Source organism: Arthrobacter sp. AK01, from assembly GCF_021109375.1.
In the GTDB taxonomy this organism is placed as follows: domain Bacteria; phylum Actinomycetota; class Actinomycetes; order Actinomycetales; family Micrococcaceae; genus Arthrobacter.
This window is the reverse complement of record NZ_JAJOHP010000104.1, coordinates 1-12,270: the sequence shown is the minus strand read 5'-3', so window position 1 is coordinate 12,270 and position 12,270 is coordinate 1. Positions and strand designations below refer to the sequence as shown.

Below are 12,270 nucleotides of genomic sequence, written 5' to 3'. Positions count from 1 at the left end.
GAAACGCCCGGTCCCATTCCGAACCCGGAAGCTAAGACCCACAGCGCCGATGGTACTGCACCCGGGAGGGTGTGGGAGAGTAGGACACCGCCGGACAACCATTAAGAAGAGCCCCCCCCCCCCCCGGCGGGGCGGGGCTCTTCACATTTAACCACCCTTGTTTAACCCACCTGTGTGCCTTTTGCCACCGGTAGAGTTGGTGGTCATGGAAAACCTCTTCAGCCACCCCGCATCGGAACCCGAGCCGTCCCGGCAGGACGGTGATGCTTTGGAGCCTCTCATCATCACCGTCGTGGTTCCCACGAACGTCCCGCATGCATTCCAGGGATTCACCGATCATCCCCACCTGTGGTGGCCCCTGGAGAAGGAGAGTGTCTTCGGCGCAGGATCGCACGTTGAGTTCGAGGAAAACCTGATCCTGGAGACCGCAGAGGATGGCCGTACGTCGGTGTGGGGGACCATCGACGATTGGCAGCCTCCGCTGTCCTTCCACGCCAGCTGGTATCCGGCCAGCACACCTCTGTGGTCCACTGAGATCCGGGTTGCCTTCCGGGCTGTGGATGATGGCACCGAAGTCCGGCTGGTCCATGACGGTTGGGAAGGCGCCGAAGATCCTGCTGCTTCTCGTGCATCCTACGCCGAAGGCTGGCCAGGCGTCCTTGAACGCTATGTGAGATTCATGGGCGGAGCCGTTGCCTAGGATCCGCAGACTCCACGCCAATGATTGGCGGTTGCTGAAGGCAGTCCGCCTCGAGATGCTCTCGGATACACCCATGGCCTACATCGAGAGCCTGGATGCTGCCCGCCGGCAGACTGATACGCAGTGGCAGGAACGTGCGGCGGCCATGTCCGGGGATGCCAGTATCACTTTGGTGGCTGACGCCGGTGTGGAGGGCAGCAAAATTTGTGCACTGATGCGAGTAGTGGTCAAACACCCGCAGGAGCCACAGAAGCCCCTGCAGGCGATGCTCATCAGCGTCTATGTCGCCCCGGAGCACCGTGGATTGGGTTTGGCTGACGAACTGCTCCACGAATCGTGCAAAGCCGCAGCGCAGGAGCTGGCGGCGGAACTCCTGGAGCTCGGGGTCCATGAGGATAACACCCGGGCGTTGGCCTTCTATAGGCGGCACGGCTTCGAAACCACCGGTGCAAGCAGGCCGTATCCGCAGGACACGTCCAAGCTGGAGCTTGTGATGGTTCGCTGCCTGACATAGAAGCCAGGGCTAGGAAGAGGCCTCCTTCGGCACGGCCGTGCTTGTCCGCACCACGAGCCTCGTGGGGTGTTCCGCGTCGGCTGGTTCCAGGACCAGGCCATTGCTGATCGCGCCCAGGAGGGTGCGCACGGCCAAGGCTCCCTGGCCCTTGGCGTCCTGGTCGATGGTGGTCAGGCCCAGGACGTTGCCCAGGTCATGTCCGTCGATGCCCACCACTGACAGGTCATCCGGGATGCGCAGCCCGAAGTCCCGGGCGGCCAGAATGGTGCCGATGGCCATTTCGTCGGATGCTGCGAACACCGCGGTGGGACGTTCGGGCGCGCTTGCCAGCAGTTGCCGGGCTGCCTTGTAGGCGCCTTCAACGGTGAAGTCCGCAGAAACGATCCATTCGGGCCTGACTGGACAGCCGGCGTCGTTCATGGCTTTTTCGAAGCCCCCGCGACGGGTTCCAGGAAGATGGAAGTCCTGGTCGTAGGCCTCATGACCGGTGACGTGCGCGATTTTGGTATGACCCAAGCCAAGGAGGTGGTTGGTGGCCTTCATGGCGATTCCGGTGTCGTCGATCCTGATGGTGGAGGCTCCCGGCAGCGGGCCACCAATACCCACAATCGGCCTGTTCATTGCATGGAGCTGCTGAAGTTCGGCCTCGCTGAGTTCCAGGGAGACTGCGATGACTGCGTCCACGCGTTTGCGCAGCAGGAAGTCGTTGAAGACACTGTGCCGATGCGCGGGGTTTTCGCCGATGTTGTACAGCGTGAGGTCGTAGCCGGCCTGGAGCAGGGCGGCGGAGGCGCCCTCGATTACCGCTGAGAAGAACCAGCGGTGCACCGAGGGGACAACCAAGCCGACGTTGTGCGTGCGACCGGAGGCCAGGCTTGAGGCGTGATACGACAACACAAAACCGAGCTCAGCAGCTGCGGAGCGTGCCCGTTCGCGGCTGCTCGGGGATACGTTGCCCTTCCCGCTCAGCGCGCGTGAAACAGTGGCAACGGACAGCCCTGCGCGTTCGGCTACGTCCTTGATGCCGGTCATGCCGCTCCTCATGAAAAAATCAGCTGACTGTCAGCCAGATTGTCTCCCCAGAGCCTAGTTGATCAGCGTCTGGTTGATCAGCGCCGGCTCCCTCCGCGGAGCGGCGCAGAACCGTCTGGCCTGCCGGAAGCGGCATCGGGTCAGTCCCGACGTTCATGATCACCAAGGTGGTGCCGTTGAGGTAGGCCAGCGAAGACCATGTGCAGTAGTCCTCCACCCAGGCGAGGGATCCCTGGCCGAGCCGGTGCGCGGCACGCTGGGCGAGCATCTCCCTGTAGAGGTTAAGGTGCGACGCCGGATCGGACTCCTGCTTGTCCCTGGCCAGGGCCGGCCAGGACTCGGGTTGCGGCAGCCACGGATCCAGGCCGCCGCCGAAACCGGCGTGCGGCTCGGCGGACCTCCAGGGGAGCGGTACCCGGCAGCCGTCGCGGCCGATGCGCGCACCCCCGGTACGGGCGAAGGTAGGATCCTGGCGCATGGTGCCGGGAATGCTGGTGGAGTCCGGGAGGCCCAGTTCCTCGCCCTGGTAAAGGTAGGCGCCACCGGGCAGGCCGAGCATGAACATGGTGGCCGCGGCAGCCCGGCGTCGTCCGAGTTCTTCGTTGGGCTGGGCGTCGTCAGGGCCGATGCCGTCACCGTCGCGGGGCCCGGGGCCGTCGTACCCGAAGCGTGTGACATGCCGGACTACATCGTGGTTGGACAGCACCCACGTGCTGGGGGCGCCTACTGCGTCCAGGGAGACCAAGGAATCGGTGATGATGTGGCGCAGCCGGTTGACGTCCAGGCCGGCATGCAGGTACGGGAAGTTGAAGGCCTGGTGCATCTCGTCAGGGCGGACCCACTGTGCCAGCCGGGGGAGCGGATCCACGTTCGCTTCGGCGCAGAGGATGCGGTCCGGGCCGTACTCTTCCAGGATGGAACGCCAGCGGCGGTAGATGTCGTGCAGGGCGGGCTGGCCAAACATGGGTGCGTCGTGGCCCGGGAATCCGTCGGAGCTGTTGCCGTCGGCGCGGCCGCCCCAGTTGGGGAGGCCGGCGGCTTTGACGAGTGCGTGTGCCACGTCCACGCGGAAGCCGGAAATGCCGCGGTCAAGCCAGAAGCGGAGGACGCGTTCGAACTCGGAGTGGACGGCAGGGTTGTCCCAGTTGAAATCAGGCTGTGATGAGTCGAACAGGTGCAGGAACCATTGTCCGGGCTGTCCGTTCGGCTCGGTGATGCGTGTCCATGCCGGGCCGCCGAAGTGGGACTGCCAGTTGTTGGGAGGTTCGTTGCCGTCGGGTCCTTGTCCGTCCCGGAAGATGAACATGTCGCGCTCGGGGCTGTTGGCGCCAGCTGTGAGTGCCGCTTGGAAGGCGACGTGCTGGTCTGAACAGTGGTTGGGAACGAGGTCCGCGATCACGCGGAGGTTGAGTCGGTTGGCTTCTGCGATGAGGGCATCGAAGTCGGCCAAGGTGCCGAACAGAGGATCGACATCGCAGTAGTCGCTGACGTCGTATCCCGCGTCCCGCTGGGGTGAGCGGTAGAACGGAGACAACCACACGGCGTCGACGCCCAGGCTCGCAAGCTGCGCGAGTTCCGCCGTGATACCAGCCAGGTCACCTACGCCGTCACCGTTCAGATCGCGGAAGGACCGCGGGTAGATCTGGTAGATCACGGCGGAACGCCACCACCCGTGCGCCGTGGAGGCGTCATGAACAGGCGTGAGCTGAGTGAATGCTGCAGGGGGCTGGTGGGCCTCAACCGGGAGCAGGGAATCGACGGACATGGTCACATCGTAAAAGACATTTCAGGGAATTGGAAACGCTTCCAATAGGAAGTGTCCTGTCTTTTAGGGGACCAGATCACATTGGTATTTCACGGCATCCCGTTCGGTGCATAGCGTTTGGAAGCGCTTGCAGGAGGGTGGTCCCTGCCGGGTCCCGGGCCCCGCCGACGATGAGCCATGCCGCCCTGGCTAGACTGTGAGCACTGAAAACGCTGCGAAGACTGCCGATTTGGCGTGTCCGCGGCGCTCATGTGGAGGTATTACCTTGTCGGACGAAACGGCCATGGCCGGTACATCAGAGGAACGTATCAAGGACCGCACTGCTGGTCACCCGGAAGAGCTCCGGCAGACAGCCGCGCAACGAGCATTCCTGCAGGAGCTGGCGGCCGGTCTCCGGGCCGACCAAGTAGCCGGGGATGAGGAAACCCTCACCGTCTACTCCATCGACCAAGGGCCAATGCTTGAGCGGCACTTACCGCTGGCCGTCGTCTGGGCCGAATCCGTGGAGGACGTGCAGCACATCGTCCGCAGGTGCGCCGCACATGGCGTGCCGATCGTCGCCAGGGGTGCTGGAACCGGCGTCTCCGGCGGGGCACATGCCACCGAAGGCTGCATCGTCCTGGGACTCGAGCGGATGAACCGGATCCTGGATCTGAACCCCGACGACGAAACCGCCGTCGTCGAGCCCGGTGTCATCAACGCGGAGCTGAACGCTGCCGCGGCCGAACACGGCCTGATGTATGCGCCGGACCCGGCAAGCTACAAGATGTCCACCATCGGCGGCAACGTGGCCACCAACGCCGGGGGACTGCGGTGTGCCAAATACGGCGTGACACGCGATTCCGTGTTGGCGCTCGATGTCGTCATGGCGGACGGTTCGTTGATGCACACCGGCCACCAAACGTTCAAAGGCGTGGCGGGCTACGACCTGACTGCCCTGCTGGTGGGCTCGGAAGGAACGCTGGGCATCGTGGTGGGAGTAACGGTTCGGCTGAAATACCTGCCCCGCGAAGTCCACACCATCGCGGCGTTCTACCGGGACTTCCGCAGCGCAGCCGCAGGCGTTCTGGCCGTAGGCAGGGCCCGGGTGCAGCCCGCCATCATGGAACTCCTGGACAACGGAACACTGGTACAGCTGGACGAACTCCACGGCGGCGACCTGCAAAAGCGCGGCAAGTCCCTGCTCCTGATCCAGACCGACGGCTTCGGTGCGGCCGCGGAAGCAGACGTCGTCCGGCAAGTGCTGGCCGATGGCGGCGCTACGGTGACCATGGAAGCCAGTGCTGAGGCCGAGATGCTGGTGGAACTCCGCCGCAACAGCCGCGGCGTCGAAGTGGACGACGAATTCAGGGTGGGTGAGGACATCGCTGTCCCGCGCTCACGGCTGGTCGACTTCGTTGCAGCGCTCGAAGCCATGGCCGCCCGTTTTCAGGTCCGGCTCAAGGTAGTGGCCCACGCCGGCGACGGCAATCTGCACCCCACCTTCTGGATGGACCGCGTGGATCCCGCAACCGATGCTGACGCATTGCAGCGCCTCAATGCTGCCCTGGACGAATCCATTCACGTGGGCCTGGAGATGGGTGGAACGATCACTGGCGAGCACGGCGTCGGGCAGTACAAGCTGCGTTGGTTGGGCCTGGAGCAGCCCGCGCCGGTGCGGGAGCTGCAGCGGCGGATCAAGGAGTTGTTCGATCCGCAGGGAATTCTGAATCCGGGGAAAGCCATCTAGCGCTGGCTTAGGGCGTCCCGCAGGGGACGATGCCAACCACTGGACCCTTCGCTGGTATTCCAAAGGGCCTCATCTCCTTCGATTGTCATATCCAGTCTGCTTATTTCTGCGCATTTACTTTCCCTCATTCTCCTCATAGTCTTACTTGGTATACCAAAGATGCTATGAGGGGAATGACGTGCGCAAGAATCGGCAGGCTGGAGCGGGACTGGGTCCGAGGCTGATGACGAGTTTGTCGCTGCTGGCGCTCGTCATGGTGTCGGTCAACCTTCGGCCGGCCATTACTACCGTTGCCGGGGTGATGAACCAGGTGCCCGGAGTGTTCGGCCTGGACCCCGCGCTGCTTCCGTTGTTGGGGACTTTGCCTGTGTTGGCTTTCGGTATCTCGGGGCCGATGGGGCCATGGTTGGCCCGCCGGCTCGGGACCGGGCGTGCCGTTGCCGTGGCCCTGTTGGTGCTGGCCGCGGCGCTGGTTGTCCGGGCTACTGTTCCGGCACTCCTGTTACCCGGAACGTTCCTCGCCGGCAGCGCGATCATGACTGCGAGCGTACTGGTTCCCCAGATCGTGAAGGCAAACCGCGGCAGCGGGTGGTGGACAGGCCTTTGCACCATGGGCTTCGGGCTCGGAGCTGCGCTCGGTGCCGGACTGGTCCAGCCACTGGAGCAGGCCTTCGGCGGCAACTTGCACTCAGCGCTTGCCGTGTGGGCGGTCCCCGCCCTGGTGGGGGCGTTCCTCATCCAGCGGTCCGGAGGGCGCCCGACGGCGGCACCCACCTCGGCGGGCACAGCAACTATAGGTGCTGGTCCCGCCACGCCGCTCAGGAAGCAGGGGACTGCATGGGCGGTCACGGCCTTCTTCGGCCTCCAAGCCATGCTGTACTTCGCCATCACGTCCTGGCTGGCTGTCTATCTGGTATCCCGGGGCCTGTCGCCAGCCGACGCCGCGTCCTTGCTGGCATGGTTCAGCCTTGCCGGGCTCCCAGCGAGCTTGCTGGCCCCCGTGGTGGCTGGCCGTCCCGCAGTCCTGCGGATCATGGCGCCCGGGCTTGGAATGACGGTTGCTCTCGCGCTGTTGGGTGTCCTCTCGGCACCGGCTGAGCTGCAGTTCCTCGCCGTCGGGATTCTTGGAGTGGTCCAGAGCGCAGGGTTCGGACTGGCCATGGCGCTGGTAGTGATTCGATCCGCAGGGCCGCCATCAGCCGGGAGGCTCTCGGCCATGAGCCAGGGCCTTGGATTCGCGTTGGCATCCCTCGGTCCGCTGCTCGCAGGGTTGCTGCACACCATGACTGGCGGCTGGGAAGTGACGTTCTGGGCGCTCGCTGCCGAAGCCGTGGTGTTGGCCGGTGCTGGATTCTTTGCTGTCCGCGGACCGCTTGTGAACGTGGAAGGGGCTGAAATATCCCGGCAGGACGCGGCGAAACCCTCGCCTGTTCGGTGATCCTGCCCCGGCGCGCCGGGAGAAACGAACAGAGTCGGCCTGGCTGTGCCAGCCGTCGGCAGGCCTGTTGAGTGGCAAGCCGTCGGCGTATCCTCGGCGATATGACCAACTCACCATCAGGGACCAATCAGCCAAGCACACCCGCCACCGAGATCCTTGAGACCAACGAGTGTTGGGAGCTCCTTAGGGGTGTCTCAGTGGGCAGGCTTGCCGTGGTGGTGGATGACCACCCAGACATCTTCCCCGTGAACTACAAAGTGGACCACGGAACCATGGTGTTCCGGACAGGCGAAGGCACCAAGCTCCATGCGGCACTCGGCGATGCTCCGGTTGCCATCGAGGCCGATGGCGTCAACGCCGAAACAGGCGTGGCGTGGAGCGTGGTGGTCAAAGGGCAGGCCTCTGCCGTTAGGTTGACCCAGGACGTGCTGGATACCATCGGACTCCTGCTCTTTCCATGGGAGGCGGGCCAGAAGGACCAATTCATTCGGATCAATCCGGGCAGCGTGACGGGCCGCCGCTTCGCAGTCACCCCTGCGGTGACGTGGTGGACACCGCTGGATGACGCACCCACGGCACGGGGCGAGTGACCCATAACGCCAAAACCCGCCCTCGAAACGAGGGCGGGTTTCCTGCGCCAGCTAGACGAGTTCCAGCTGGTCAGCCACCACCCGGCCGGCGTGGATCACGGTGCGGTCCTTGCCACGGTCCATCACTGTGGAGGCCACTGTTTCACCGTCCACCAGGAGCAGTTCAGCAGGATCGCCAACCTCGACGCCGGGACGGTGGGCCGTGTCCTTGAGCCGGGTCGCGTTGGGGTCAAGGATGCTCGCGCCACCGATCGTGGCGATGGCCAGGGAGTGCTCGATCAACTCGTCCTTGCGGAAACCATGGGTGAAGGCGAGTTGCCACGTCCGGTCCAGCATGTCGGTGTTGCCGTACGGAGACCAGTAGTCGCGCTGGCCGTCCTCGCCGAGGCCAAGCCGGACTCCGGCCTCCGTGAGCAGCGGGATGGGCAACTGGCCAGCAGCGGAGGGAGCAACCGAAGCCAGGGAGACATCCAGCTCCGCGAAGGCATCAATCAGCCTGCGGGTAGTCGCTTCGTTGACGCTGCCCAATTGGTAGGCGTGGGACATGGTTACTTTGCCCTGCATGCCCAGGGCGCGGGTGCGTTCCAGTACCAGGTCCGTGCTGAAGACTCCCAGTTCACCGGGTTCGTGGAGGTGGATATCGATAGGGACCTGGTATTTCTCGGCCAGGCCGAACACGATGTCCAGGTGTTTCGCCGGGTCCCTGTCCAAGGTGCAGGGATCAATGCCACCCATGACGTTGGCACCGGCCTTCAGCGCCTCTTCCATCAGCTCAACAGTGCCCTCCTCCAGCAACAAACCGGCCTGGGGGAAGGCGATGATATCCACCGAAGCCTGGCCGGCGAACTTCTCCTTGGCGGCAGCAACGGCGTCGAAACGCTCCAGCCTGCAGTCCACATCCACTTGCGCATAGGAACGCACACGGGTGGTGCCCCGCGCGATCATCCGTCCCAACGTGTCGTTCACCCGCTCCTGCAGCGGGACCTCGGCGTTGCGCCAGTTTTGACGGTCGTTCATCATCATGGTCCATACGCCTGGACCACCTGTGTGTTCACGGAAGGGTAAGCCGATGCGGGTGGAATCCAGGTGCACGTGGACGTCCGAGAAGGACGGCAACAGCAGGCGTCCGCGCCCCTCCACGACAGTGACGCCAGCCGGAACGGCGCGGGCCGGATCATGGGGCTCGACGCCGGTGATCTTGCCGCCTGTTTCGCCCGCCACAAGGGAGACGTCGCTGAGCGCTTGCCCCCACGGGCGGACGGCGCGGATCAGGGTGTTCAATGTTTGCTCCTTTGGTAGTGAATCTATGGCCTGCGTCTATTGCACGCCAGCCAGGACCGATGCCGCCATACCTGCGTGGTGGCAGGCGGGGGCTGCAGGCGCGGCCGGTGTGGGTATCTGGTCGATGCAGCGTTGGCGTTGTTCTTCCGGAAGCGTGCCGATCAAGGGGCAACGGGTCCGGAAGACGCAGCCGCTGGGCGGATTGGCCGGAGACGGCAGGTCGCCGCGGAGCCGGATCTTTACCTGTTCGCGGGCTGCCCGGGGATCCGGCAGCGGCACTGCCGAGAGCAGCGCCTTGGTGTAGGGGTGCAGCGGGTTCTGGAAGAGCTCGTCACGGGGCCCCTGTTCCACGATCTTGCCCAGGTACATCACAGCAACTTCGTGGGAAATGTGCCGGACCACGGAGAGGTCGTGCGCAATGAAGATGTAGGAAACGCCGGTGTCGCGCTGGATCTGCTGCAGCAGGTTCACCACCTGGGCCTGAACGGAGACGTCCAGGGCGGACACTGGTTCGTCGCACACAATCACCGAAGGGTTCAGGGAAATGGCGCGGGCAATACCCACGCGTTGACGTTGGCCGCCGGAGAACTCATGCGGGAAACGGTTGTAGTGCTCCGGCTTCAACCCCACCTGGTCCAGGAGTTCCTTCACCCGGTTCTTGAGCCCACCCGGCGGGTTGATCTTCTGCGCCACCATGGGAGCCGCGATGGCCGTGCCCACGGTTTGGCGGGGATTCAGCGAGGCAAAGGGATCCTGGAAGATCATCTGGACCTTACGCCGGAAGTTGTACAGATCCTTGCCACGCAGCTGGCTGATGTCGACGCCGTCGATCACAATCCGCCCGCCCGTCGGGTCCATGAGGCGCGCCACCATGCGTCCGGTGGTCGACTTACCGCATCCGGACTCGCCCACGAGCCCCAACGTCTGGCCTCGGGCAAGACTGAACGACACGCCGTCGACCGCTTTGACCGATCTCTTGGCGGCCCCCGGAAGGAGGCCGCCCTTCAGCGGGAAATGCTTTTGCAGGTTCTCCACCTGGAGAATTGGCTGATTGTCCATGGCGGGTCCTAACGCGAATTCCGGATGGTGATGATCTGCGGGCCACTCAAATGGCAGCGCTTTCCGTGCCCGTCTTCGACCTTCAGTTCGGGCCGTTGGCTGGCACAGACGCCGTCGCCGGCGAGTTCGGCGTAGTGGCACCGTGCGCTGAAGATGCAGCCCTTGGGCAGGTCAAGGAGCGACGGCGGCTGGCCGGGTATGGGGTTCAGCCGGCTTGAGGAGCTGTTGAGCGTGGGCATCGAGTTGAGCAGGCCGAGGGTGTAGGGGTGCTGGGTGTCGTAGAAGATTTCGTCCACCGGCCCGGACTCGACGCACTGGCCGCCGTACATGACCAGCACGTTGTCGCAGACCTCGGCGACTACACCGAGATCATGCGTGATGAGGATGAGCGCAGAGTTGCTTTCCTCCTGGAGCTCGGACATAAGGTCCAGGATCTGGGCCTGGACCGTGACGTCCAGGGCGGTGGTGGGCTCGTCGGCGATTAACAGCTCGGGCTCGCAAATCAGCGCCATCGCGATCATGGCACGCTGGCGCATTCCCCCTGAGAAATGGTGCGGGTACTCGTCGTAGCGCTGCTCGGGGCTGGGGATACCCACCCTTCCCAGCATGTCGACGGCGGCCGCCCGGGCCTGCTTCTTGCTCGCCTTGTTGTGGACCAGGTAGGCCTCGGCAATCTGATGCCCCACGGTGTAGAAGGGGTGCAGGGCGGAGAGCGGATCCTGGAAGATCATGCCGATGTTGCGGCCGCGGAGTTGGCGCATGGCCGACTCGGGCAGCGTGACCAGGTCCTTGCCCTGGAACATCGCCTGGCCGCTGACCTGCGCTGATGTGCCTTTGAGCAGGCCCATGAGTGCCTGGCTGGTGACGGACTTACCGGAGCCGGATTCGCCCACGATGCCCAGGGTCTGGCCACGTTCCAGGGCGAAGTCCATGCCGTTCACTGCGGAGACAACGCCGTCGTCCGTCGGGAATTTCACGGTGAGGTCCCGGACCTCGAGGAAGGGGGTGGTGGCGGTCGAAGCCGGGGCGCCCGCCGCTGCCGCGGTGGTATGTAACTGGGTCATTGGAGCCTCACTCGGGGATCGATGGCGGCATAGGCGAGGTCCACCACAACGTTGGCGACGATGACGAAGAACGCGGCCAGCATGGTGATGGCCATGGTGACAGGGAGGTCGCCGGAGATGGCGGCGTGCACTGCGGTGAATCCCAGGCCGGGGACGGAGAAGATCTGTTCGGTGAGGACTGCGCCGCCCAGAAGGAGGCCGATGTCCATGCCGAGCATCGTGACCACGGGGGTGATGCCCGCCCGTACGCCGTGCTTGAACGTCACAGTCCGTGGTGCCAGGCCCTTGGCGCGGGCTGTCCGGATGAAGTCTTCGCCGAATGTCTCGATCATGTTGGTGCGCGTCACCCGGATGTAGGAAGCACTGAAGAGGACGGCCAGTGCGATCCACGGCAGCAGGTAGTTGGCTACCCATGCTCCCGGTCCTTGCGGGCCAAAGGGGCTGTTGATCTCGTTGGTAGTGAAAGGCAAAAGGTGCAGCTGGTTGACGAACAGGAGCAGCAGGAAGAGGCCCGTGACCGGGATGGGCAGCGAAACACCCACGGAGGCGGCGCCGACAATGAACTTATCGACAGGGGAGCCCTTGCGCAGGGCGGCCATGAGGCCGAGCCCGACGCCGGTGATGGTCCACAGCACCAGCGCGCCGATGGCCATGGAGAACGTGTAAGGGAGTGAGCGGCCGATGATGTCCGCTACGTTCTCATTGGTTTGGAAGGACTTGCCCAGGCACGGCCATTCGCAGAGGGTCTGGGCTCCCGGGGCACCGATCATCCGGGAGGAGAAGAGCCCGCGGATGTAGTCGAAGTACTGGACCAAGAACGGCTGGTCCATGCCCAGGGCCACGCGGGCCTCAGCGACGCGTTCGGGCGTGCATTCCTGTCCGCAGGCGGCCGCGGCTGGATCGGAGGGGCCAAGCTGGAAGAGGGTGAAGGTGATGAAACTGACCGCTGCTAGAAGCAATACCAGCGATCCGGTCCGGCGAAGAATGAAAGTCATCATTGTGGTGGTTGCGGGGGGGGGGGCCCCGCCGCGGGGCGCCCCGCGGCGGGCGGGGGGGGGGCCGGGGGTTTTATTTTAGACCGCGATGTTGAGCGGCCCC

The 12,270-nt window shown here is 64.4% G+C and carries 11 protein-coding genes and 1 rRNA gene; 6 read left to right on the top strand and 6 right to left on the bottom strand.

Annotation, left to right across the window (positions count from 1 at the left end):
• The 3 genes from rrf to LN996_RS22195 form a co-directional block, all read left to right on the top strand.
• Positions 1-96 (top strand): 5S ribosomal RNA (gene rrf, locus LN996_RS22205); the annotation flags it as partial.
• Between the two features lie 109 nt (positions 97-205).
• Positions 206-700 (top strand): SRPBCC domain-containing protein, encoded by a 495-nt coding sequence (locus tag LN996_RS22200; RefSeq protein WP_231343238.1) that lies wholly within the window; start codon positions 206-208, stop codon positions 698-700.
• 31 nt (positions 701-731) lie between these two features.
• The gene (locus LN996_RS22195; protein WP_231343236.1) at positions 732-1,214 is read left to right on the top strand and encodes an N-acetyltransferase; all 483 of its coding nucleotides are present in this window, start codon (positions 732-734) and stop codon (positions 1,212-1,214) included.
• A 9-nt stretch (positions 1,215-1,223) separates the two neighbouring features.
• Here the strand turns inward: LN996_RS22195 and LN996_RS22190 are convergent, their stop codons facing one another.
• The gene (locus tag LN996_RS22190) at positions 1,224-2,246 is read right to left on the bottom strand and encodes a LacI family DNA-binding transcriptional regulator (RefSeq protein ID WP_231343235.1); all 1,023 of its coding nucleotides are present in this window, start codon (positions 2,244-2,246) and stop codon (positions 1,224-1,226) included.
• A gap of 19 nt (positions 2,247-2,265) precedes the next feature.
• Positions 2,266-4,011, bottom strand: a complete 1,746-nt coding sequence (locus LN996_RS22185) for a glycoside hydrolase family 13 protein (RefSeq protein ID WP_231343233.1) — start codon at positions 4,009-4,011, stop codon at positions 2,266-2,268.
• 283 nt (positions 4,012-4,294) lie between these two features.
• Here LN996_RS22185 and LN996_RS22180 point away from each other — a divergent pair, with 283 nt between their 5' ends.
• The 3 genes from LN996_RS22180 (at position 4,295) to LN996_RS22170 (ending at position 7,768) form a co-directional block, all read left to right on the top strand.
• Complete coding sequence (locus LN996_RS22180) at positions 4,295-5,740, top strand: FAD-binding oxidoreductase (protein ID WP_231343240.1); 1,446 nt, start codon at positions 4,295-4,297, stop codon at positions 5,738-5,740.
• 178 nt (positions 5,741-5,918) lie between these two features.
• Entirely contained in the window at positions 5,919-7,178 is a 1,260-nt protein-coding gene (locus LN996_RS22175) for an MFS transporter (protein ID WP_231343232.1), read from the top strand.
• 101 nt (positions 7,179-7,279) lie between these two features.
• Positions 7,280-7,768 carry a pyridoxamine 5'-phosphate oxidase family protein gene (locus LN996_RS22170; RefSeq protein ID WP_231343230.1) on the top strand — a complete coding sequence of 163 codons (489 nt, stop codon included), beginning with the start codon at positions 7,280-7,282 and terminating at the stop codon, positions 7,766-7,768.
• A 51-nt stretch (positions 7,769-7,819) separates the two neighbouring features.
• On the opposite strand, the gene LN996_RS22165 is transcribed toward LN996_RS22170, so the two are convergent.
• From LN996_RS22165 to LN996_RS22150, 4 genes are read right to left on the bottom strand one after another with little or no spacing between them, the layout of a single operon-like run.
• A complete protein-coding gene (locus tag LN996_RS22165; RefSeq protein WP_231343228.1) occupies positions 7,820-9,049 on the bottom strand; it encodes an amidohydrolase family protein in 1,230 nt (409 codons plus the stop codon).
• Between the two features lie 36 nt (positions 9,050-9,085).
• Positions 9,086-10,108, bottom strand: a complete 1,023-nt coding sequence (locus LN996_RS22160) for an ABC transporter ATP-binding protein (protein ID WP_231343225.1) — start codon at positions 10,106-10,108, stop codon at positions 9,086-9,088.
• 8 nt (positions 10,109-10,116) lie between these two features.
• Positions 10,117-11,172 carry an ABC transporter ATP-binding protein gene (locus tag LN996_RS22155; RefSeq protein WP_231343221.1) on the bottom strand — a complete coding sequence of 352 codons (1,056 nt, stop codon included), beginning with the start codon at positions 11,170-11,172 and terminating at the stop codon, positions 10,117-10,119.
• Positions 11,169-12,170 carry an ABC transporter permease gene (locus LN996_RS22150; RefSeq protein ID WP_159708702.1) on the bottom strand — a complete coding sequence of 334 codons (1,002 nt, stop codon included), beginning with the start codon at positions 12,168-12,170 and terminating at the stop codon, positions 11,169-11,171. The genes LN996_RS22155 and LN996_RS22150 overlap by 4 nt, the downstream gene beginning before the upstream one ends.
• Positions 12,171-12,270 lie beyond the last annotated feature (100 nt).